Genomic DNA, 22,925 nt, shown 5'->3' with positions numbered 1-22,925 from the left:
CCGGACTGACTCAGGGCCACCGGCCACAAACGCCAGATAGGGGGGCAAATCACCAACTACTGTTCCTGCTTGCACTTTAAAGGCTAAGGTTGCCTGCAACCGATCAGGACGCGGATCACTCAGCGCCCAATAGTAGACATAATTCGCCAATAGCCGATTACCCAACATGTTACCCCGTGCCAACGGAATAGACTGCTCGCTGCTGAGGGTGAGAATACCACCGTAAACTGGATTGCTAGGATTATCCCGTTGGTCGATCGTCACCTTTGCCTGAACCGTCAGCAAGTCATCTAAGCCAGTGCCACTAAAGGACAGGGGGTTACCTAGAGCATCGGTAGCAAAAATGCGATTAGAGCCGTCACGAGTACTGATGGCATTGAAGGCGATGCCAATTTCTCCCTGCCAATCACCAAACCAGTGTAACAGGCTAGCGCCAGCACTCAGGCGATTAATCCGCACTGCATCCCCGTTGGCCAAGGGAATCTGCTCGTCAAATACACTGGAAAGGGTGTAGCGATTGAAGCCATAGACTCGGTAACCTAGGGTGCCATCCCCCAGAGGCGGTGTAAAAAAACTGCCGCTGAGTTGCAGGTGGCCCCTTGTCCCATATTGTCCACCAACTTCTATTTGGCTAGCAATACCTAGTTGTTGACGATAGCTGACTCCACCATAATATCCAGACACCTCATCAGCACCACCCGCTAGGCTAAAACTGTTGGTTGCTCCTTCTTGCAGGCGATACAACAAATGCACACCACCGTCAGGGTTAGCTTCAGTAACAAAATCTACGTAGCTAAAAATTCCCAAGGCGTAGAGATGACGCAAATCTTGTCGTGCCTGATCGTCGCGAAATGGTTCTCCTACAGACACTCGCAGATTGCGACAAATGTAGTCTACAGGTGTTCTCCCTAAGCGGAGGTTGCCGTTGGCATCAGTGACGCTGCCAGCACCATCCAAAAACCGAACCCCAATCCTCATCACTGTAGTCTCTGAGGGGGATAGTGAGGAGACTGGGGATGCAGAACAGGCCAAATCACGATCGGTTACGGTTGAACGGGGAGTTGTCGAGGGGGCAAAGGGAGGAGCTTGGGTTGGTGAAGCGGTCTGTAGCAGAGCCGCTGGTGATAGTTGTGATGCAGCAACACTAGACACAGTAGCCTGTTGACTGCGATCGCCTACTGCTCTCAGAGAAACGGATGCTGCTAGGCTGACAACAAGGGCATTACTGGTACGATTAGCGATCTGGGCAAGTGACGGAGAGTTGGGGAAAGCAGGGGGAGATGCGATCGCCGGCACTGTAGCATACCCAGCAGTGATCAGGATCACCACAAGACAACTCTCGCAACCAAGTGCACGCAACGGAACCATAGGAATGGTATAAGCAATACCTTAGATTAGCATTGTTCATAAATAACGACCTAGAAGCACAATGCAGCACAATAGTGAATACAGGGGTAAAATCACCGAGGGTTAACCTAGTGATCCCCTAAGCAGAGCGGCGATAACCATGACCAACGGGCGATTGATTGTATTGACTGGGCCTAGTGGAGTAGGCAAAGGCACCTTGCTAAAGTCTCTAATGGCAAGGCATCCAGAACTTTGGCTATCAGTGTCGGTTACGACTCGATCGCCCCGCCCTGGTGAAGTAGAGGGCCAAGACTATTTCTTCATCAACCAGGAAGAGTTTGAGCGCCTACTGGCTACGGATGCTTTATTAGAATGGGCAGAATTTGCTGGCAATTACTATGGCACACCCCGCGCTCAAGTTGAGGCAGCGATCGCCCAAGGCCGATTCGTCATCCTAGAAATTGAACTAGAAGGTGCTCGTCAAATTGCTCAGACCTATCCCGATGCGCTGCGGCTGTTTATCTTGCCCCCTTCCTTAGATGAACTAGAAGCACGGATTCGCAGCCGAGGCCAGGACTCTGAGGCGGCGATCGCCCGCCGACTTCAGCGGGCAAAGGATGAAATTGCGGCTGCCTCCGAGTTCGATTACCAAATCGTCAACGATGATTTAGAAACTGCCCTGGCTCAGATTGAAGCTGCGATGTTTGCCCTAGCGTAATCTGTGAAGATCCGTGAAGGAGTTAGTACTATTGTCTCATCTCATCCTACTCTAGGCCATGGATAGCTTGCAGTTTAAGTCCTTATCACAATGAACTATGTCGCTAGCTTTTGGAGAATTGGTATTAGGAAACCTAAGGGGATCAGCACAGGGAGGCATGTTCCTGCATCTGCGACGTTAGATTTTGTCGGCGTAGTTGCAATTTTGTTACCTAGACTACACCAGCCTCTGCTGTAGCCGCTGTGCAATTCGACTGACATGTCGATTAGGAGGCAGCTTTCTTAGCAGCGGTCTTGGTTGTAGAGGTAGACTTTTTAGCTGCTGGCTTCTTAGCATCTGTCGCTGACACAGCCGTTGTTTTTGAGCTGGTCTGTTTGCTGGTTTTCTTGCTAGTCTTTGCAGTTGCTTTTTTCGCGGTTGCATCAGCAGTTTTGGTCGCCGCTGTCTTCCGGCGCGAGGTTTTTGTTGCCTGCTTAGCTGCCAATAACTCCAATGCCATATCCAGAGTTATTGTCTCGGCAGTTTGTCCCTCTGGCAAGCCGGCATTGGTCTTTCCATGCTTGACATACAGACCGTAGGGGCCATTGAAAACATTTACAGGTTCACCATCCTCTGGGTGGGCACCCAATTCTCGCAGGGGCTTAGCTGCAGATGCCCGTCCGCGCTTGCCTTTGGGTTCTGCTAACAGTTCTAAGGCTCGCTCTAGGGTTATCGTGAGCACATCATCCTCAGCCTTGAGCGATCGATAGTCCTTGCCATCCTTACCCTGGTCATGAACTATATAGGGGCCAAACCGGCCCAAGCTTGCTTGAATGCGACAGCCCGTGTCAGGATGAATTCCCAGAGTGCGCGGCAATGCCAGCAAGCCCACTGCCATATCTAGGGTAACCATAGCTGGAGTTACACCTTTCGGCAAGGATGCCCGCTTGGGTTTGGGATGCTCATCGGTCGCATCCCCTAGCTGCACATAGGGGCCATAGGCTCCCGTTAACACATAAATGGGTTCGCCTGTGTCAGGATGCAGTCCTAACTTGTCTGGCCCTTCTGTTTTTTGGCGCAGGAGGGCTTCCACCTGTTCCGGATTCAAATCGGCTGGGGTGAGGTCAGGGGGAATGTTGGCCTTGATAGTTTCATTACCTCGCTCAGCCTCTAGATAGGCTCCATAGCGCCCAATTCGCACCTTTGCTGCGACATTATCCAGATCGACCGTCCGCGCTTCGATAGGATCAATCTGGCTCTCTCGCACCTTTACCTGATGGTCGAGGCCGTTATCTCCTAGGTAAAACTCCTTTAAGTACGGCAACCACTGGGCTTCTCCGGTAGAAATGTCATCCAAGGTGCGCTCCATGCGAGCTGTGAAACTGGTGTCTACCAGATCTGGAAAGTACTTTTCCAACAAACTGGTCACAGCAAAGGCAGTAAAGGTAGGAACCAAGGTATTTTTCAGCAGTTGGGCGTAGCCGCGATCAACGATCGTGCCAATGATGGTGGCGTAGGTGCTGGGCCTACCAATCCCTTCACTTTCGAGGGTTTTTACTAGGGATGCTTCCGTATAGCGGGCAGGGGGCTGAGTCTGGTGACTGATTGCCTCTAAGTCGCGGCAAATCGGCATATCCCCTACTTGTAGCACTGGCAACATTATCTCTTGGTCTTCGATCGCAGCCTCCGGATCATCGGAACCTTCCACATAGGCTCGGAAAAAACCTGGAAAGTCAATACGCTTGCCTGTGGCTCGAAACCCAGCATCTCCTGCCTGAATCTGGACTGTGATGTGGGTTTGTCGGGCTTCCGCCATTTGAGTTGCCACAGTGCGCTTCCAAATTAGGTCGTAGAGTTGAAACTCCCGTCCAGAGAGTCCTGTTTGCTGTGGTGTCCGGAAGGTATTGCCAGCAGGACGAATGGCTTCATGGGCTTCTTGGGCACCCTTGCTCTTGGTCGTATATTTGCGAGGTTCAGGACTGAGATACTCTGGGCCATACATGTGCTCAACACAACTTCGAGCCGCTGCGATCGCCTGCTGCGAGAGGTGTACTGAGTCCGTGCGCATGTAGGTAATGTAACCTTGCTCATAGAGGTTTTGAGCAATACGCATGGTATCTCGCGCTGACAGCCCCAGCTTACGGTTAGCTTCCTGTTGCAAGGTGGAGGTCGTAAACGGAGGTGAGGGCTTGCGCGTGGCAGGACGACTCTCAATATCTGTAACGCGCCAAGTTTCTCCCTGTAAGCGGCGTTGCAACTCACGGGCCTGTTCTTCATTCAGCAGAACGACAGTACGTCCCCTGGCAATTTGCCCAGTCGATTCATCAAAGTCAGAGCCTGTAGCAATTTTGACACCATTTAAGCTAACAAGCTTAGCCTCAAAGAGCCGATTCGCTGCCTGGTTGTCAGAGGTAGAAGGAGCCTCTAGGGTAGCTTTCAAGTCCCAGTAGGTACCTTGCCGAAAAGCACGGCGCTCTCGCTCTCGTTGCACTAACAGCCGCACAGATACCGACTGCACCCGTCCTGCAGAAAGACCATAGGCAATCTTCTTCCATATCAGGGGTGAGAGAGTGTAACCCACGAGGCGATCGAGAATGCGACGAGTTTCCTGGGCGCGCACCAAACGCTCGTCCACATCTCGACAATTTTGAATGGCTTGCTGAATAGCCTCTTCGGTGATTTCGTGAAATACCATGCGGCGCGTTGGCACTTTGGGTTTCAGCACCTGCAGCAAATGCCAGCTAATGCTTTCTCCTTCCCGGTCTTCGTCTGTTGCCAAAATCAACTCATCAGCATCTTTCAGAGCTTCTTTCAAAGCCTTGACTACCTTAGCTTTGTCCTTGGGGATCAAGTAGATTGGTTCAAAGTCTGCCTGTACATCAACCCCTAGTTCCCGCACCCGTTTATCGGTGATATTGGGGGGCACCTCACTGGTAGACTGGGGGAGGTCGCGGACATGTCCCATGGATGCCTCAACCCGATAACCCTCAGGCAAGTAGTTGCGGATTGTTTTGGCTTTAGTGGGTGACTCGACGATGACAAGGGTTGACATGGGAACTCAAGGATGGTAAGCGGTAATGCGTTGTCCAGACAACTCAACGTTGATTGCTATCTAGTTCTTTAGCTTATCTCAGGGATAGATGACAACACTATGGGGGTCATAAGTTTGCAGATCGTCACAACTCAGAGTTGGCCCAAATGGTTGACATTGACTGTAACCAAGTCGCTGGCAATCGTGACAGTGATGCTTGTGGGCCTGTTGGCAGCCTGCGATCGTCCGGCTCAGTCTCCAGGTGCCATACCATCAGTGACATCACCAGCATTACCTGTTTTGACCTCACCGCTGTCAGAGACTAATACTGCTACCCTGGGTGCGATCGATGCTAACTGGTATGTCTACACTGCACCCGACAACCGCTATCAAGTACGTTTTCCGGGTAAGCCAACGAAAGAAACTAGCACATTAGAGCTGGATACAGGAAAGGTAGTGTTAACGCTAGTGGTCTACGACGATAGCCAGCATCAACGCGCCTATGCAGTATCCCATAGCCCAGTTGGCACCCTGAGCACTCCAGAGGAGATCGATCGTCGCCTAGCCGCCAGTCAGGCTAATATGGCTAAAGCTGTAGCCGCTGAGGTAGAAACCTGGGCACCGATTATTCAAGATGGTTACCCAGGCCGAGAGTTTACTCTGCGTAAAGCTGGTAACTACGCCGCCAAGGCCAAGGTCGTTTATGCCCAGGGGGTTTTGTATCAAGCTATTGCGCTCACCTACGATGAAAAGAACCTCAATCAGTTGGAAATAGCTGCTTTTTTGGAATCGTTTTACCTACTCCCCCAGCCATAGCCAACCTATAAGCCCCTATCTAATCAACTCTCAAGTGGGCGTTGCTAAGTTCAAAAAGCGATTGTATTGGGGTTCAAATAGCAGTTTGACAGTTCCCGTGGGGCCATTGCGATGTTTGGTGATGATTAATTCTGTGATGCCCCGATCGGGGGTGTCTGGGTTGTAATATTCATCACGATACAACATCAGGATCAGGTCAGCATCCTGTTCGATTGATCCAGATTCCCTCAAGTCACTCATCATTGGGCGTTTGTTTGTTCGGGACTCTACCCCCCGACTAAGCTGCGACAGGGCAATAATTGGCACATTTAACTCTCGTGCTAAACTCTTTAGCCCCCGCGTCACCTTAGAAAGTTCCTGCACTCGGTTGTCACTACCACTGCCTTCCATAAGTTGCAAGTAATCGATCAAAATCAGCCCCAGTTCTTTACCCTGCTCAGCTTGCATCCGCCGCGCCTTAGAGCGCATTTCGGTCACGCTGATGTTGGGAGTATCGTCAATAAAGATTGGCATTTGGGACAGGTTACTGAAGGCCTTACCCAGTGGCTCCCACTCGTGCTGATTGATTCGTCCAGCTCGCAGCCGCCCACTCTCAATGCCATCCCCTCGGCCTAGGCGCACTTCACTCGACAGCAGACGATAGACCAATTGCTCACGGGACATCTCTAAACTAAAGATGGCAACGGGTAGCTTGTGAAAGTAGGCAATGTTACGAGCAATGCTGACAGACAATGCCGTTTTGCCCATGGATGGCCTGCCAGCAATAATGATCAAATCTGATCGCTGGAACCCCTGAGTCATGGCATCTAGGTCATAAAAGTTGCAGGCAATCCCTGGTAACGCTAGCCCCAAGCTATTGGTTTCAATCTCAGAGAAGGTATCTGTCAGAATATCGGCCGTGGCCGTTAACCCACGGGTAGGGCGATCCTGAGTGATGCTAAATATTTTCTGCTCAGCCTGATCTAGGAGGGTTTCCAAGGGGGTTGTAGTGTCGTAGGCTAATTGGGCAACCTCACTACCGATAGCTATCAGCCGCCGACGAGCGTACTTATCCACTACCAATTGGGCATATTGGTCAATATTGACCGCGCTGATGGTGCGATCGACTAGTTGCACCAAGCGTGCTTGACCACCCACTTTGTCTAGGAGGTTGTGATCCTTCAGCCAACTCGCCACACTCATCAAGTCTGTAGGCTTCCCCTGGTTGTGCAACTCTAGGGCAGCCCGATAGATGTCCTGATGGGCGCTGAGGTAAAAGGCTTCGGGACGAAGAATATCCGTCACTCGCCCGATCGCATCAGGATCTAGCAAAATTCCGCCCAGGATAGCCTCTTCAGCATCAATATTTTGGGGTGGCAACCGATCCGTGATAGGTGTAGGGGCAAGTTCCTGAAGCATAGCCAGTAACAACGAATCTAGTAGTTAGTATAGTACATGCTTATTGCTTATGTTCACTATGCGTGCAGCCAGTAAACATAGTTAACACTATAGCGTGTACTTTGCAGGCACAACCACGCCACCTTGATGAATCTAACCAGTGACGGCAATGACGATATACTGTAGGCATCGACAACCCACAGGTTAATCGGTGCCATCTTAGGTGACCAATTCGTCCATACATTCATAGAGCTTGACCCCTAGATGTAGAGTATGCCTAGCAATTCGAGACTTAAACAATACCATATCTAGTGGTAAGCTGACCAAAAATTCTGCCGACATGATGGCTGTTTGCGGCTTGCACCTATGGAAGAGCCTCACCCTACGACCCCTAAATCACCAGTCACTTCCTCCCCTAGCAGTGTGGCTGAAACTTGGCATCAACTCATTCTCGCAGCACGCCATCAACTAGCCAGTTGGTTACGATACGTGGTTCAGCGGTTGCAGCAGTTCACTGACCGGGTTGCCCCCCCTGATTTGTCCTCCAGTCCTGAGGCAATCTTGCCCCTAGCTCCAGCCTTTAAGGTTTGGGTGATAAGCTGTTGGCAATGGAGCCAACAACGCTTGCTTGCCTGGATCCCAAATCGCTGGTTACGCGATCGCAGCCGATTGAGCATGGTCGCAGGTGGCATAGTGCTGACCATCGGCATCATGCTACTGTTGACTAGTCAGCCCCCCGACACTAGCTCCCCTGGGGACTCAAGCATCCTAGACAGCCCAACACTAGCACCGTCCCCTGTACCTGCAACTCCGCTACAGGTTCCCCCTGCCCCAGCGGTAACTTCCTCACCTGAGCCAACGAATCCATCCCCAGCATTGCCCTCGCCCCCAAACTCACCATCCCCATCGAACTCACCATTACCAAGCTCACAGCCACCAAGCTCACCGCTGTCTAACTCTTCAACCACCCTAGTGCCCCTCTCGCCACCCGCTGCGATTGCCAAGGCACCTAGTCTAGACGCTGCTCAAGCGCCAGGGTCAACCCTCTCAGACTCGGAAGAGCCATGGATTGCCGTTGTGCCAGCAATGTCTCTAGAGCAACAACTCCAAGGCCAACTAACGGCTGCCCTAGACCCCTACGGCCCCAGCTTGGTGCAGGGGATTACGCCTGACTATCCTAGAAGTCGGTTAACAGTGCACATCAGTCATGAATGGTATAGTCTGAATCCAGACCAGCAGGATGATGCAGCGGCCAACCTCTACCATCAGGTGATGGCACTGAACATCAATCATCTCGACCTAGTAGATGACCAAGGGTGCACGATCGCCCGCAGTCCAGTAGTCGGTGACCGTATGGTGATCCTAAAGCGGCGGCCCTAGCGGACTAGACACAGCTCGTCAGTGCCAATCGCCAGTGCTTCATCGACAAATGTTGTAGTAACTGCGAGGACATCACCCTGCACACCCCGATTTGCTAGAGATTTTGCTAACTGGGCCACTAGGGCATCGGCCAGCACTTCCGATCGCAGTGCTCGACAGGCTGCTTGCGCTAGTCGCCGCTCTAAGCGAGTCAATTCAGCCTTCGCAGCAGGCACTTCTATGGGAGTAGTAACCCTTTGCGCATCCCTAGAACTCGCCGGGCGATCTGTCTCCATCTGGGCAACCACTGGTGTGGTTATACCTGCAAGAATCAGCGTCAGAACGATCGAGCGCAGAAATGTCAGCATAGTAATGATCCCGTTCAAACTCAGAGCAGAATAGGTCGAGCCTTTCGACGCATATTGCCCCCTCAAGGTTCCGCTCTGTCTCCTAACTCCATCACAACCTACACAGACCCAAGATAAGGGAACATCTCCAGCCCTGCTTGGATGAGCTTGCCGAATGATCCGCTCTGGCGGTAAGCTCAAACCACGATTGGTTAACTGAGATACACTATGTCTGTTACCGAATGTCACTGTGACGTTGGCGCTCTACGATGGTTCTATCGCCAAGGAATTCCCAATAGCCCCGTGGACAAACCACCCGTGGTCTTGCTCCATGGGATTCCAGCCCAGAGCTATAGCTGGCGAGGGGTGCTCTCTAGTTTGGCCGATTATGGTTTTCAGGCGATCGCCCCCGACTGGATTGGTAGTGGCTTCTCAGCCAAGCCCGATCGCCGTGAGTTTGCCTACACACCCGACGCTTTTGTCCAAGCACTGGCAGATTTCCTCCAAGCCTTAGACCTGACCCGTGTGTCATTAGTAGTGCAGGGTTTTTTGGGATCTGTAGGCTTACAATATGCCCTGCGTCATCCCGACCAGATTGAACGTCTTGCCATCTTGAACACCCCCCTGTCCCCTGCTGCTCAGCTTCCTTGGAGGATCCGACAACTTGGCCTGCCCTTAGTGGGTGACATGTTAACCCAGGATCCCCTGTTAGTCGATCGCACTCTAGAAGGGGGTAGTCCCTATCAGGTGGCCGATGAAGACTTGGATGTGTATCGTCGCCCGTTTCTCCAGAGTTCAGCGGCGGGCCGATCGTTGCTCGCCACGGTGCAGCATCTCAACCTAGCCCAAGCCACTACTGAAATAGCCGCTGGCTTTCCTAGGTGGCAAGCTCCTGTACAGGTAATCTGGGGTGTTAAGGATCCCTGGTTACCCGTAGCCTTGGCACAATCCTTTGTGCAGCAAGTGCCGAATGCAGAACTGGCCCTGTTAGATGAAGTAGGGCATTATCCCCAAGAAGATTGGCACGAAAAAGTCAGTGACGTTTTGATCCCGTTTCTACGTCGCCGCGATCGCCAGCTCTGATTAACCCTAGAGGTCAGTCCAAGGACGCTTCCTAGACGTTCCATCCAGGGAAACTGATATCAGCGATTAATCAGTGACTAATAGTGATCAATCAGTAATTAATAATGTGTGGGTTTTACCCATTACGTCGCCTAAAGCCGTAAACTGGTATCTGCCCTAAAACTTAAGCGAATCTTAACAACAACCGTGCGACGAATTGTAATTGCAGGCAACTGGAAGATGTATAAGCTCCAAGCGGAGACGATGGAGTTTGTGCAGGGGTTAAAGCCCTTGTTGGAAGATATCCCCGAGGAGCGGGAACTAATTCTTTGTGCCCCATTCACAGCGCTGAACGTGTTATCAAAGCACCTTCACGGTAGCCGTGTACAGGTCGGTGCCCAAAACGTTCATTGGGAAGAGAGTGGAGCCTATACAGGTGAAATATCAGCCATGATGTTGACTGACTTAGGTGTGCGCTATGTGATTGTAGGACACAGCGAACGTCGGCAATATTTTGGAGAAACGGATGAAACAGTGAACCTGCGTCTGAAGGCAGCTCAACGCCATGGGCTAACCCCTATTCTCTGTGTTGGTGAAACCAAACTCCAGCGAGATTCTAGGGAAACAGAAGCTGTGATTCTACGCCAACTCCGCAAAAATCTGATGGGTATTGACCAACGTAACCTAATTATTGCCTATGAACCCATCTGGGCGATTGGCACAGGTGACACCTGTGAACCGACGGAAGCTAATCGGGTTATCAGCCTTATCCGTAAGCAACTAACCTACACTGAGGTTCCCATTCAGTATGGGGGATCGGTAAAGCCGGACAATATTGATGTCATCATGGCGCAGCCAGACATTGATGGTGTGCTCGTTGGTGGCGCAAGTTTGGATCCTAAGAGTTTCGCCCGCATTGCTGGATTTAAGCCATAGCTATTGAAATCTTTACGAGCATTAAGGTATTCACGTAATACACGTGATACAATAGTGAACTCAATATTGGATTTTGTCTTTAGGGAATGTAGAAGCACGATCGCCAGATTATCATGATTAGAATTAGACTGAAGCGACTTGGCAAAAAGCGAGAGGTTAGCTATCGAATTGTTGTTATGCACAGTACGTCTCGGCGGGATGGACGACCCCTGGAAGAGGTAGGGTTCTACAATCCCAGAACTGATGAGGTACGGCTAGAGGTGCCTGCAATTATCCGCAGATTACAACAGGGTGCTCAGCCAACCGATACTGTGCGCCGTATCTTGGAAAAGGCGAATGTCTTCGAGCAACTCAGTACCGCCAGCAGCTAATGCTGAAGCAAACCTGCCAACTAGTCTGTCATCTAATTCTCCTTGCCAGCCAGACTATAAGGGGTTAGTGAAATTTCTGATTGAGCCATTCTTGGATTCTCCAGAGTCCCTGCGGATTGACTGTGAAACGTCACCGAGTCGCCCCCGTGTTTGGATTCGAGTAGCGTTTGCCGATTCTGATCGTGGGCGTGTTTTTGGGCGGGGTGGACGCAATATTCAAGCTATTCGGGTTGTGCTAGACGCAGTTGCTAAATTAGCTGGGCAAACCGCCTCTTTGGATATTCATGGTGAGCATCAAGGCGGCGATCGTGAGCACGACGGTAAATCTAGACAGGGCAGACCCCGCCCTCGGCGATCTAGCAGTGATAAGCCTTCTCCCAAGTCTGGTGGGCCTAAGTAATGGAGTGTGACCCCACTCATGACTGAACAACCATCTGCAAATCAGAGCTGTGGCTATGCCTTGGCACTACATACTAGTTCTAGCGAACTGGGCTTGGCATTGAGCAATATCGCAGGGGATAGCCGTCAACAAGTTTGGGCGTTAGGGCGGGAACTGTCTACCTACTTACATAGCTGTCTTCAAGAATTCTTGTATCCCTATCGATGGCAGCAGTTGAGCTGGTTGGCGGTCGCAAAAGGCCCAGGGAGTTTCACCAGCACCCGTATAGGTATAGTAGTAGCCCGTACCTTGGCTCAGCAGTTATCTATTCCCCTGTTTGCTGTATCTACCCTAGCCGCAATCGCATGGATGCATCGTCACAACACACCGATCGCCACAGATTTGGCAGTTTCTATGCCTGCTCAGCGGGGTGAGGTGTATGCAGGCATTTACCGGCTTGAACCCATGCTAGATGATAATTTCTGCGGTTGCCAGCGTTTGGTAGCTGTTTTGCCCGATACCGTGATGCCCCAGAGTCAATGGCAAACGACCTTGGATGAATGGGAGCATCCCCATCAACAGATTCTGGCTGGTGACTGCTTGGGATCCTCGGTTATGGGGATCCTGGCATTGGCTGATGAAGACTGGCGGCAAGGCTTACGGCCCCACTGGTCAACGGCATTGCCATTTTATGGACAACATCCAGTCGCGATCGCTAGCCCATAATTCTGAGAGATGCGCCATAATCAAAGGAAAACTGTCACGATCGCCATCGATCGCTGATGCAGAATCCTTCAATACTAGGCGAAGCCATGTCTCACTTCACAACAATCAAGGTTCAGATTACGGATGGCGATGTGCTTTACGAGACATTGACCTCTTTGGGCTATGCCGTTGAGCAGCAAGCAATGGTACGTGGCTATCAGGGTAACCAGACCAAGGCTGATTATGTGATTCGCCAAGCTAACGGCTACGACCTAGGGTTCCGGTATCGTGCCCAGACCTATGAACTGGTGGCAGATTTTTGGGGTGCCGGGATTGATCCCGTCACGTTTGTGCAGCAGGTTACTCGCACCTATGCTCATAAAATGCTCCTTAAGACTTTGCAGCAACAGGGGTTTGCTGTGGAAACCCAGGAAACTCTAGCCGATGGCACAGTTCGTGTTGTTGCGGGGCGGTGGGTCTAGTCACTGTCTGGCTCTGGTAAACGCTCTGCAACTCGCAATTTAGCAGAGCGCGATCGGGCATTGGCACGAATTTCTAGTTCGGTAGGGACGATCGGTTTCTTAGTCAACACCCGTAACCAGCGTGATCCTCGCAGACTATGCTTTACCAACCGGTCTTCAAGACTATGAAAGCTAATGATCGCCAATCTGCCGTGAGGTGCTAGCCAGTGGGGTGCTTGGCGCAGCAACACCTCTAGGGCATCGAGTTCTTGATTGACCACAATACGCAAGGCCTGAAAGGTGCGGGTTGCAGGGTGAATGTTGCCATAGCGGTAACTGGCAGGTACACAACGGGCAATGGCCTCTGCTAGTTCAGTTGTAGTGTGGAAGGGGCGCTGGTCAACAATACGACGGGCAATGCGGCGCGAGAGCCGCTCCTCGCCATAGGTAAACAGAATTGTTGCCAGTTCTGTTTCATCCCACTGGTTGACAATTTCAGCAGCACTGAGAGCCTGGTTTGGGTTCATGCGCATATCCAAATTACCCGTCAACCGCAGACTGAATCCTCGCTCTGGAGTATCCAACTGAGCAGAACTCACCCCTAAATCTGCCAGAATGCCATCAAATCGCACCGGGCCTGGGTCGTAGTCCCTAAAATTACCTTGCCAAAACTGCACCTGATCGCCAAAGGTATGGAGCCGATCGCGGGCTGCTGCTAGCGCAGTCGGATCTTGATCGATCGCCGTAACCCGGACATTAGGGGCTGCTGATAGAATCAAGGCACTATGGCCACCACCACCAGCGGTAGCATCTAAATAATGGCCACCAGCACGAACATTCAGTGCCGCCACTACCTCCGCTGCTAGCACAGAAACATGGTGAAACTCTGCGGAGTTAGACTGGGAATTCTCCATAAATCTACGGATGACAGTATGGACAACAGCCGTACTCGAAGTTGGGCCTGAATTATCGGGGCGCGCTACTGTGTCAATCTAACCCCCCTGTCCACAAAAACAGCACGTTAACTGCTGCATTTGTTGGTATAAAGGGGCATGACTCGAATCCCTATGGCTAAGTGTGATGGATAAGCTGACACCAGATCAACGCAACTATATCTATTTGCTGGAAGCAGAGCGAACAGGAATTCATAAACCAATTCTGGCAGCTCTGTACGCAGTGCAGCGTCAGCCTAACTTACCTGATGGTGAAACTGGCCTGGGCATAGAGCCGGCGAATCGCATTCCCCTGGAGCAAGTTAACAGCTTTAATGGTCAGGTACAATTTGCAGCCAATACGGTTCGTAGCATCACCGACAACTTGATTAACTTGGGTGTAAGCAGCAGTGAGCTTTGGGATCAAGAGCAAGGGCGCTATGGCGATCGCCTGTTGGAAGCGATTGCCAGAGGCTATGCTCCCCCTCCTGGAGATGCCACCTCAGCCCGTCTAGAAGCCTGTGATCCAGTAGCCCTCAAGCAGGCATATTACCAGGATATTGACACCGACTTTTCAGCCGAACACTTGCCCCACAACCTAGCCTACCTGGACAATGCCCTTATGAGGTTTGTCGAGCGCATTCCAGACTATATGCATGGTCTGCCCCACCAGCGTGATGCCCTCTTGGAAGCTCTGCGGATTTGGCGACGGTTAGATACTCGGCAAGTTACGATTTCTGCCTTAACTATGCAGTTGCCAGCTAATGTTGTGTCAGAATCCATGGATGAGTCTTACTTAGACCCTGCGTTGTTACAATTCATCCAGCAAGTTCCCCGCAACTATGTGGGCTATCCCCATCAGCGAGAAGCTCTCCTCCGCCTTGCTCAGCTCTGGCGACAACAGGATTCTCGGGAAGCTACAATTGCATCCTTAGCTAATAATACCTCTCCCCAACCAGACTTCAGCTTTCTGGATCCAGCCTTGATAGCACTGGTGGAGCGCATCCCCCAGGCATATCAGGGTAAAGGACTCCAGCGCAATGCCTTAGTAGAGGGCTTTCGGCTGTGGCGACAATTAGACTCACGACCAACTGCACTGCTGGAACTGGGGATTAATCCAGGGTTATTGGCTAGTAGCACTCCCAATCCTGCTGACATTGCCGAAGCTGGAGCACAACTTGATCGAGCACTGCTCCAGTTTGTGCGGCGGTTGCCAGGGGAATACAAAGAGACTGAGCAGCAACGAGAGGCGTTACTACGTCTGGCGCAACTCTGGCGAGATTTGCCTGACCAGAAAAAGACAGTAGAGTCGTTAGTAGAGGATTTGAAACGGATGGAGCAAGCCCGCCGTGATAGCCAAGATGCTCCTCCTAGGCCATCTCTGCTGATCACACCTCGTCGCCCCGCCCGCTGGACTCCTACGAATATTCAACCCCATGCCTCAATCGTACCAGGTGGCAGTTTTACTTGGGCAGAAGCCACTGCTGGCGGTAGTCGCATACCACCAGATCAAGTCACGGTTGACGCTATTATTCGGATTGCACAACTGGCTCAACAAGCCCGCGATCGTATCGGTCGTCCCTTTCACGTTACTAGTTGGTATCGCCCACCCGCTGTCAACGCCAGGGTTGGCGGTGTGTTTAATAGTCGGCATATTGTTGGCGATGCGATCGACTTCTATTGTGATGGGTTAACTGGCAATCAGATTTATTGGTTCCTTGACGCATGGTGGCCTGGTGGTCTCGGTCGCTACAGAAAATTTCCCTATCTCTGTCATATTGATGCACGTGGTTATCGTGCCCGTTGGTTACATTGACTAGGCAAGGATTAGGCAAGCCTAGAATCAATTCTCAGCCTCCGCTAGCCTGCAACGCCAGCAACTTCATCCGAGTGGTAGTATGGAAGAGATGGGGTTATCACTGTGCAACCCTTGAGCAAATAGCTGTCTGGCCTGGAGTTTGTAGGCTTGCCATCAGGTTGACGTTAGCTCAACTGGCTAGTGTTTCCTCATCCGAAACATTCGTTGCTAACAATAGTTCCTTGAGAGTTACCAAGACCGGTTGGTTGTCAGCGACCAGCAATGGGTAACTTAAGGTTAGATAAGACTGAACGCTACGACAGTTTCTAGCGCTGGCCCTTACCAATCTACCCGTCTACCTAGCAATGTTTACACCCACCGTCCCGACGCGCCTTTTCATAGCCCAGGCCCCTAGTGTTCCCAAAGCAACCCCTAGGCCCCAGCCAGAGACTAACTCCCTGGCGAGTACGATTTGGATGGGAACATCTGGAGTTTTGCTGCTGCTTGTGATTGGGCTAGCTGTGTTCCTAAAGATAAAGACAACAGAGTTTCAACGCAAGCTGAAGTTTGAAACGGTTAAAAATCAGGAACTCCAGAAGAAGCTAAAGCTAGCTGCTGAGACCATCACCAAGATGGAGACGAATCCTGACCTGGTTCACTCACGGGAGTTTAACCTAGACTACTTGCGTATGCGCATGTCGGAGGAGCGCTTCAATTATGTAATTGTTAACCAAATCAAGATTAAGGTTAAGGAGCGGATCTCGATCGCCTTGCGGCCTAACCATGCGGGCGACGTACAGGTAGGAATTGCCAGCACAGGGCGATTGGTCGATGAGATATTTGATGTGGAGTATGAACCTGGTGATATGCCTAGGGGCACGAAGCGGGTTCTATTCCGTATTCAAGTTAAGCTAACGAAGTTACCCACCCAGCCCACATCTGAGACCGTCCGCCAAATTATTGAATGCATCGAAAAGTATCTTAGCCCGTCTGATGAAAACGACAGTTGGCAGCCAACTATCCAGGGACGAATTGCTCAACTCCAGTGGGATCAAAAGGCTAAACCAACTCCATTACTGGTCTTAGAACAAGCTCAGGATGGCACCAATGTTACCTTTAGGACAACTCCAAATCGCCGGTTTTCACCAACTACCAAAGCACCAACTACCAAAGCACCAACTAATAGAACTGACAGTTTGCACCAAGTAAAAAGTAAACATCGATGAAGTCATTCGGGACAGTGCCGATCGTCGTGACGCTCGTGGGAGCAGTTTGTGTTGTCTGGTTAACCTTGGTCGCTGTTGTGAGGCTCAATGCTTCCAAGTCGAAACTACCAGAGCTAACTGTCGCCAGTACTGCTGCCCATGATGCCAACAAATCTATCTCAGCCTTGGGACGCATAGAACCAGGGGACGGTGTTGTCAAGGTAGCTGCTCCTTCTGCCCTGGGTAGCTCTAGGGTAGAGCGTCTCTTGGTAAAAGAGGGTGAGCAGGTACAGGCTGGGCAAGTGCTAGCAGTGATGGATAACCGCGATCGTCTCCAGGCCCAACTCGTGCAAGCAGAGGCCGAGGTGAGGGAAGCAGAAGCACGGCTTGCTCAAGTGCAAGCTGGGGCAAAGCAGGGGGAAATCGATGCCCAACGGGCTACCATTAATCGCCTTGAGGCTCAATATCAAGGAGAGATCAACGCTCAAGAAGCAACGGTTGCTCGCCTGACGGCTGAGGTACAAAACGCTGACCTAGAGTATCAGCGATTTCAAATGCTCTACGAAACTGGAGCAACATCAGCATCGCAGCGCGATAGCAAACGGTTAGCGCTAGATACTGCTCGTCAGAGCCTGCAAGAAGCCCAAGCCACCCTGACACGCATTCGCAGAACAACCCCGGCTGCGCTGACCGAAGCAAGGGCGACTCTAAATCGCATTGCTGAGGTGCGTCCAACGGATATTCAGCAAGCTGAAGCAGCAGTTGGGGTAGCAATCGCCAATTTACAGCGGGTTCAAGCTGAATTTGATACATCCGTAGTGCGTGCACCCATTAGCGGGGAAGTGTTGAAAATTCACACCGATCCTGGTGAGGTTGTAGGCAATGACGGCATTCTAGAGCTAGGAAATACCAACCTGATGTATGCTGTTGCCGAGGTTTATGAAACAGATATTGGGCGGGTTCGGTTGGGACAACCAGCTACCATTACCAGCCCTGCCTTTGCGGGCACCGTAACCGGCGTTGTCGATCGGATTGGCAAGCAAATTCGCAAAAATGACGTGCTCAATACTGATCCAGCAGCAGACACTGATACTCGTGTCGTGGAAGTCAGGATCCGTTTAAACGAGACTCAAGCAGTCAAAGGACTGACGAACCTACAAGTTATGGTCTTGATTGAATCTAAAGGCTAGCCTTAGTGCTAATGTTCTCAAGGGAAATTGGCTGACTGTCGTCACCTGGAACATCTACGACAATCACATAGCCTGTGAAGTTAGGCCCACCCAACTGACGCAGCTCGGCCAAAATCTTGGGCATATCAGCCCGCTGCAGTCGTCCTGACTCGTCATAAAGCTCTAGGGCAGAGAGGCAACCAATGGTAGGGTTCCAAGCCGCCGTTTGAGGATACCGCTGGTTGTTGGCAAATAAGGTAGGAGCATCACCCGTACCGTGGATCCGAAACAGGCCCCGCCCTGCCTTGCCTGCCCAATAGCTTTGCTGAATGGGATAATAGTTGCGCCAAGAGGGTGGCAAGAGCGATCGGTATGTACTCAACCCACCTGTAAAACCACCCCGACGACCAGGCAAGAATGATTTAACACCTGGTTCATAGGGCACGAACAGCTTAACCAAGTCAAACTGCCCATAGGCGCGGAAGTACTCTAGGTCAGGCTGAGGCACTACCCCTTCCATGCGATAAATACCTTGGGGGGTCTGTCCGCGTTCAAAGTTCCAACTTAGCCCATGCAGCGATCGCAACAACAACGGCACCGACCAGACCTGTCCATCCGACTGCTGCACAAGCTTACCCTGCTTATCCTTCAGTATCGCTTGACACAACACCCAGCGGTTGGGACGACATAATACATACAGGTGAAGTTGATTAGGCGCAACCTGCCAGCTCAGCAAATCCTGCAAGGGCGGCATCGGCGTAGGAGCTTGGCGTAGAGCAATATCTTGAATCGTTGTGTACAGAAACACATTGTTTTGCCAGTTGGGAAATCGTTGCTGTAACTGACGACTAATGGAAAGCAACTGCTGGGGGTCAACTCCTGCCTGCGCTAAAGCAGACAAACCCATAGCCGCAAATTGGGGATCTGGACTACTTTGGGCTGCCCGTAGCATCCATTGCCCGATCGTGTTATATGCTACAGGATTACCCGTGTACAGTTGGGTACCAACTTGCATCCCCGTCTTGAGGATTCGCTTTTGAGCAGACGACAGCCCACGCCGTGTACTCAGTTCAAGAATTTGCTCAATGGCCTGAATCACATAGGGTTCCTGCGGTTCCAACAGGGCTGTTGTCCAAAGAATATTTCGCCAATGGCTTTCCTTGGCATCAACTAACGGATTAAGGCGTAAATCATAGTTACCTGGATAAATCTGACGAGCCTGTTGCTGGTACTGACGATCGCGGGCCTCTGCTGTGGCTTGGGTAATTGCTCCTGCTGGTCTGGCCATCGGCATCACAGTCACTATCCCAGTCAATATAATCATCTTTGCCAGAGCCTTACCCCTGAGCCATACCGCGATGAGATTCATGAGCCTACAACCGTGTAATTAATAAACTGATTGTTCAGAGAAACAGACTACGGCTGTGATTTTAGCCTATGAATCCATGAGTATAACCCGCGGGATCTGGTCAATTCGGCTTAATCCTTTACCACGCTTAGCCAATCAATTGTTAAATCTTTATGGACTTGAAGTAGACACCTACGGATATAGCTCTCGTCAGGTTAGCCTTGCAGCAGACCACTCCAAGCCGATATCTAATGACAATTGTTGCCTGGTCCCCTTTCTTTGGCAGCTTAGCGAGCTTTAGGCAAGCAATTATAGGCATGGTAGGATTGATGCCCGAATAGTCATCTCACAGGAGATAAGTACATGCGCTTTTCCCATTGGTCTGGCATTGCCCTATCTAGCGTTGCTATCGGACTATTGGTAGCAAGCTGTGGCCCCAGCAAAGTTGCTCAATGCAACAAATTGAGTGAAGTGGTTAACAAAGCTGCTACCGAAGCACAGCAACTGGGCAAATCATCTAGCAATCGACTGGATGATCTCAACAAAGCTGCTGATAGCTTAGATGGTTATGCTACTGAGCTAGAAGCGGTCAAAATTTCTGACAAGAAGTTACAAGATTTCCAGGCCAGGTTTGTCAAGATGTATCGAGATACAGGGAAAGCTAGTCGAGCATTGGTTGAAGCCGCTAAGAGGCGCGATCGAGACGCTGGTCAAAAGGCACTGCAAGAATTGCAGCAAGCAACTGGCCAAGAAAGTAACTTAGTTAGAGATATCAACGACTACTGCAGAAGTTAACAGGTTTAGTCCAGAGGCATCAATAGTCTCATTAATGGTCTACAGAGCCAAGTGGCTCAGAACTATAGCCAGTCACGGCGCTAAATAGTGAAGCAATTCCAGGATGTTGGTGGTCAACCACTCTGCTATACGGCTATCAACTCACCAAGAACTAGTGCGATCGTTTATGAAGTTGAGGGAAGGCATTTCTCTCAACTTTTTTACAGTTGAGCAGCGAATATCCAAAATTTCCTGACCAGTCTGCTATGCGCAAGGTCACTGCTATGGCATACTCATATCACTGACAATGCAGTAAAGAGGCCAATAGGCTTGTCAGTATTGTACGCTTAGATACTTGCTAGTCGTGTCAAAGTTTCTAGTGCAGTAGCATCTAGCCTGTTCCAGATGCCTTTTAGCCAGCGAGGCATCACTTTGCAGCTACCAAGTTGATGTGTATCCATGGTAGTCATTACTCCCTGTACCTATCCTGTGATTGCTATGCACGAAAATGCTGCCCCGTCAACCCGATCGACTCAAAAGACCGAGTTATCCATCCACATTGACTCTGAATTGTTGGATGAGATTCGACACTTAACCAATGATCCTAGCAAGGTCATCGAGGTTGCGCTGCGTCAATGGCTCAAGGGTGAGTCGAGGCGTGACGATGATCTTACCCATACATTTCAGCGAAATCCTCCTGTCCCACCTAGGGGTGAGTGGAATGATTGAGTGTCTGCAAAGCAATAGTGTGATCGCCAACAATGCTAAGCAGGGACTGTACGTAGTCAGCGATCGTAGACTAATGCTTCCGTTCAGCTAGCCATCACCAAAATAATTCCCATCTACAAGGGTTTGACTGACGTTGCACGACTACTCCAAACTACAAGTGATTGCTATCCTTCAAAGTTCCTGCTACTGCTTTAAAACAGCTAACATGCTGTCTAATGCATTGCTCATAGTCTGTATTGCTCATAGCCTTTTGTCATTGCCTCCATGACACCAATGCCTACTGATCTCCGAAAACCCGCTATCGATGATACCAACGGTGTCACCCGCCAACACGAGACAACGGTGACAGCTAGTATGATGGCAGATTCTGCTCAGTTTTATCGCCTGCTACTAGAAACGAGTCGGCAAATCCGCTGTGTACTGACATTAGAGACTGTTTGGCAACAAATAGCTAACACTTTAGGAAGCACCTTAGATATTGATCGTTGCCTAGTTTATTCCTATGAGTCTGGTGATAGCCCCCTCACCCTTGCAGCTACCTACAGTCGCGAGCTGAACCACCAGTCTTCACTACCCCTAGAAACGGGAATAGCCCTGTCTGATTATCCTGCTTTGCTGCAAAGTGTCACCTCATTACAGCCAGTAATAATGCCATTAGGGTGCGAGCCATCAATGCCCTCAGCAGCCGACACCCACTGCCAAGCATTGCCCTGTCTAGTGGCAACTGCCCATTATCAGCAGCAACCAAATGGTATCGTAATCTTGCAGCGCAACGATCGCCCTTGGCAGCCCATTGAAGTAGAGTTTTTGCGTGAGCTGGTTATTGACATAGGCGCTGCTATTGCCAACGCTAGGTTGCTAGCGCAGCGTCAGACCATAATTGATGACCTGCAACGCATGAATACTAGCTTGGTGAAACAGCATCGGATTATTGAAGATGCCCAACGACAAGCTCAGGAAGCCTCACGGTTGAAGAGTGAGTTTTTAGCCAATACTTCCCATGAGTTGCGTACACCGCTAAATGGCATGATTGGGTTCCTCAAGCTGGTGATTGATGGCATGGCTGATGACCCTGAAGAACAAGCAGAGTTTTTGCAAGAAGCCTACAAGTCTGCAATTCATCTGCTGAATTTGATTAATGACATCTTAGATATTGCCAAGATTGAAGCAGGCAAAATGCAACTGGAAGTCAGCCCGGTAGGACTCACTGAGTTGTTCAATCATGTAGATAGCATTACCCGCATCCAAGCCCAGCAAAAGAACCTGAAATTTGAAATTATCAAGCCGCCTACCTACGATGACATTTTGTTGTACGGCAACTATCAGCGATTATTGCAGGTGATGTTGAACTTAGTAGGCAATGCTATTAAGTTTACCCACGAGGGTGGTATTCGCATTAGTGCTGAGATTATTCGGGAAAAAGTACAAACCCCCTCAATGGAACTGCCTGGAATGGTTATGGTGCGAGTAGAAGATACTGGTATTGGTGTATCGCTGGAGAAACAGGATAAGTTATTCCAGTCTTTTAGCCAAGTGGATGGCTCTCGCACTCGCCAATATGGTGGCACTGGCTTGGGGTTAGCGATTTCTCAAAAGCTAGTGGAAGCAATGGGTGGTGATGTGCACTTTTACAGCATGGGTGAGGGTTTAGGATCCACTGTAACGTTTACAGTGCCACTATACCAAGAGCCTATGATGGCTACCTAAGTGCTAAGGTCATGCTGCTGTCTATGGCAAGCGAGGATTCTATTCAGTCCCATGATCAAGATTCAACTCTCGCTACCCTGCTGAACACCTACTACGAACAGTATTTGGCCAGTGGTGAGTACGATGAGGCCATTGCCCTCTACTGTGAGCTACTAGGTTATCAGCCCGATGTGCAGGGTTATCACGAGTTGGGTGTGTATCTAGCTGAACAGGAGGAATGGCATGACGCGATCGCCTGTTTTCTCCATAGCATTCGACTGGATCCAGATTTTTTTGAGGGCTATTACAACCTAGGTGTTTGTCTGCAACAATTGCAACAGTATACTGCTGCTATTCAAGTTTATCAGCAGGCTGTGCGCCTCAAACCCGATGCCC

General features: G+C 50.6%; 22 protein-coding genes. 16 read left to right on the top strand and 6 right to left on the bottom strand.

The window, feature by feature from the left end:
* On the bottom strand, positions 1 to 1,329 hold a 1,329-nt coding region (locus NZ772_00690), incomplete at its 3' end, for a BamA/TamA family outer membrane protein (GenBank protein MCS6812085.1).
* Between the two features lie 178 nt (positions 1,330 to 1,507).
* Here NZ772_00690 and gmk point away from each other — a divergent pair.
* Positions 1,508 to 2,065, top strand: coding sequence for a guanylate kinase (gene gmk, locus NZ772_00685; GenBank protein MCS6812084.1), 558 nt, complete (start codon positions 1,508 to 1,510; stop codon positions 2,063 to 2,065).
* A gap of 265 nt (positions 2,066 to 2,330) precedes the next feature.
* Here gmk and topA read toward each other — a convergent pair whose 3' ends face one another.
* Positions 2,331 to 5,096, bottom strand: coding sequence for a type I DNA topoisomerase (gene topA, locus NZ772_00680; protein ID MCS6812083.1), 2,766 nt, complete (start codon positions 5,094 to 5,096; stop codon positions 2,331 to 2,333).
* 150 nt (positions 5,097 to 5,246) lie between these two features.
* On the opposite strand from topA, the gene NZ772_00675 reads away from it, so the two are divergent.
* The gene (locus NZ772_00675) at positions 5,247 to 5,891 is read left to right on the top strand and encodes a hypothetical protein (protein ID MCS6812082.1); all 645 of its coding nucleotides are present in this window, start codon (positions 5,247 to 5,249) and stop codon (positions 5,889 to 5,891) included.
* A 30-nt stretch (positions 5,892 to 5,921) separates the two neighbouring features.
* Here the strand turns inward: NZ772_00675 and dnaB are convergent, their stop codons facing one another.
* Positions 5,922 to 7,289, bottom strand: coding sequence for a replicative DNA helicase (gene dnaB, locus NZ772_00670; GenBank protein MCS6812081.1), 1,368 nt, complete (start codon positions 7,287 to 7,289; stop codon positions 5,922 to 5,924).
* A gap of 345 nt (positions 7,290 to 7,634) precedes the next feature.
* Between dnaB and NZ772_00665 the strand changes: the two genes are divergently transcribed.
* On the top strand, positions 7,635 to 8,648 hold the full coding sequence (locus NZ772_00665; GenBank protein ID MCS6812080.1) for a hypothetical protein: 1,014 nt from the start codon (positions 7,635 to 7,637) through the stop codon (positions 8,646 to 8,648).
* On the opposite strand, the gene NZ772_00660 is transcribed toward NZ772_00665, so the two are convergent.
* Complete coding sequence (locus NZ772_00660; protein MCS6812079.1) at positions 8,645 to 8,995, bottom strand: hypothetical protein; 351 nt, start codon at positions 8,993 to 8,995, stop codon at positions 8,645 to 8,647. The two genes, NZ772_00665 and NZ772_00660, sit on opposite strands and share 4 nt — an antisense overlap.
* 207 nt (positions 8,996 to 9,202) lie before the next feature.
* Here NZ772_00660 and NZ772_00655 point away from each other — a divergent pair, with 207 nt between their 5' ends.
* The 6 genes from NZ772_00655 (at position 9,203) to NZ772_00630 (ending at position 12,909) form a co-directional block, all read left to right on the top strand.
* On the top strand, positions 9,203 to 10,057 hold the full coding sequence (locus tag NZ772_00655) for an alpha/beta fold hydrolase (protein ID MCS6812078.1): 855 nt from the start codon (positions 9,203 to 9,205) through the stop codon (positions 10,055 to 10,057).
* Positions 10,058 to 10,243: 186 nt separating this feature from the next.
* Complete coding sequence (gene tpiA, locus NZ772_00650) at positions 10,244 to 10,972, top strand: triose-phosphate isomerase (GenBank protein ID MCS6812077.1); 729 nt, start codon at positions 10,244 to 10,246, stop codon at positions 10,970 to 10,972.
* A 113-nt stretch (positions 10,973 to 11,085) separates the two neighbouring features.
* On the top strand, positions 11,086 to 11,343 hold the full coding sequence (rpsP, locus tag NZ772_00645; protein ID MCS6812076.1) for a 30S ribosomal protein S16: 258 nt from the start codon (positions 11,086 to 11,088) through the stop codon (positions 11,341 to 11,343).
* On the top strand, positions 11,309 to 11,743 hold the full coding sequence (locus NZ772_00640) for a KH domain-containing protein (GenBank protein ID MCS6812075.1): 435 nt from the start codon (positions 11,309 to 11,311) through the stop codon (positions 11,741 to 11,743). The genes rpsP and NZ772_00640 overlap by 35 nt, the downstream gene beginning before the upstream one ends.
* Before the next feature lie 18 nt (positions 11,744 to 11,761).
* Entirely contained in the window at positions 11,762 to 12,448 is a 687-nt protein-coding gene (gene tsaB / locus NZ772_00635) for a tRNA (adenosine(37)-N6)-threonylcarbamoyltransferase complex dimerization subunit type 1 TsaB (GenBank protein MCS6812074.1), read from the top strand.
* An 86-nt stretch (positions 12,449 to 12,534) separates the two neighbouring features.
* Positions 12,535 to 12,909: a DUF1257 domain-containing protein gene (locus NZ772_00630; GenBank protein MCS6812073.1), complete on the top strand. Its 375-nt coding sequence runs from the start codon at positions 12,535 to 12,537 to the stop codon at positions 12,907 to 12,909.
* Here the strand turns inward: NZ772_00630 and rsmH are convergent.
* Complete coding sequence (gene rsmH / locus NZ772_00625) at positions 12,906 to 13,802, bottom strand: 16S rRNA (cytosine(1402)-N(4))-methyltransferase RsmH (GenBank protein ID MCS6812072.1); 897 nt, start codon at positions 13,800 to 13,802, stop codon at positions 12,906 to 12,908. The two genes, NZ772_00630 and rsmH, sit on opposite strands and share 4 nt — an antisense overlap.
* A 166-nt stretch (positions 13,803 to 13,968) precedes the next feature.
* On the opposite strand from rsmH, the gene NZ772_00620 reads away from it, so the two are divergent.
* The 3 genes from NZ772_00620 to NZ772_00610 all read left to right on the top strand — a co-directional run bounded on the left by NZ772_00620 (position 13,969) and on the right by NZ772_00610 (position 18,013).
* A complete protein-coding gene (locus NZ772_00620; protein MCS6812071.1) occupies positions 13,969 to 15,636 on the top strand; it encodes a D-Ala-D-Ala carboxypeptidase family metallohydrolase in 1,668 nt (555 codons plus the stop codon).
* 347 nt (positions 15,637 to 15,983) lie between these two features.
* Positions 15,984 to 16,844, top strand: a complete 861-nt coding sequence (locus tag NZ772_00615; GenBank protein MCS6812070.1) for a hypothetical protein — start codon at positions 15,984 to 15,986, stop codon at positions 16,842 to 16,844.
* Positions 16,841 to 18,013: an ABC exporter membrane fusion protein gene (locus tag NZ772_00610; GenBank protein ID MCS6812069.1), complete on the top strand. Its 1,173-nt coding sequence runs from the start codon at positions 16,841 to 16,843 to the stop codon at positions 18,011 to 18,013. Before NZ772_00615 ends, NZ772_00610 begins: the two co-directional genes overlap by 4 nt.
* Here NZ772_00610 and NZ772_00605 read toward each other — a convergent pair.
* Complete coding sequence (locus NZ772_00605; GenBank protein ID MCS6812068.1) at positions 18,003 to 19,361, bottom strand: hypothetical protein; 1,359 nt, start codon at positions 19,359 to 19,361, stop codon at positions 18,003 to 18,005. The genes NZ772_00610 and NZ772_00605 overlap by 11 nt on opposite strands.
* Positions 19,362 to 19,703: 342 nt before the next feature.
* Here NZ772_00605 and NZ772_00600 point away from each other — a divergent pair, with 342 nt between their 5' ends.
* The 4 genes from NZ772_00600 to NZ772_00585 all read left to right on the top strand — a co-directional run.
* The gene (locus NZ772_00600) at positions 19,704 to 20,135 is read left to right on the top strand and encodes a hypothetical protein (protein MCS6812067.1); all 432 of its coding nucleotides are present in this window, start codon (positions 19,704 to 19,706) and stop codon (positions 20,133 to 20,135) included.
* Between the two features lie 477 nt (positions 20,136 to 20,612).
* Complete coding sequence (locus tag NZ772_00595; protein ID MCS6812066.1) at positions 20,613 to 20,843, top strand: type II toxin-antitoxin system CcdA family antitoxin; 231 nt, start codon at positions 20,613 to 20,615, stop codon at positions 20,841 to 20,843.
* Positions 20,844 to 21,116: 273 nt separating this feature from the next.
* The gene (locus NZ772_00590; protein ID MCS6812065.1) at positions 21,117 to 22,550 is read left to right on the top strand and encodes an ATP-binding protein; all 1,434 of its coding nucleotides are present in this window, start codon (positions 21,117 to 21,119) and stop codon (positions 22,548 to 22,550) included.
* A gap of 23 nt (positions 22,551 to 22,573) precedes the next feature.
* A partial coding sequence (locus NZ772_00585) for a tetratricopeptide repeat protein (GenBank protein MCS6812064.1) occupies positions 22,574 to 22,925 on the top strand: 352 nt, incomplete at its 3' end.

It is taken from the genome of Cyanobacteriota bacterium, assembly GCA_025054735.1.
GTDB lineage: Bacteria > Cyanobacteriota > Cyanobacteriia > SKYG9 > SKYG9 > SKYG9.
This window is presented reverse-complemented; position numbering and strand designations above follow the sequence as displayed.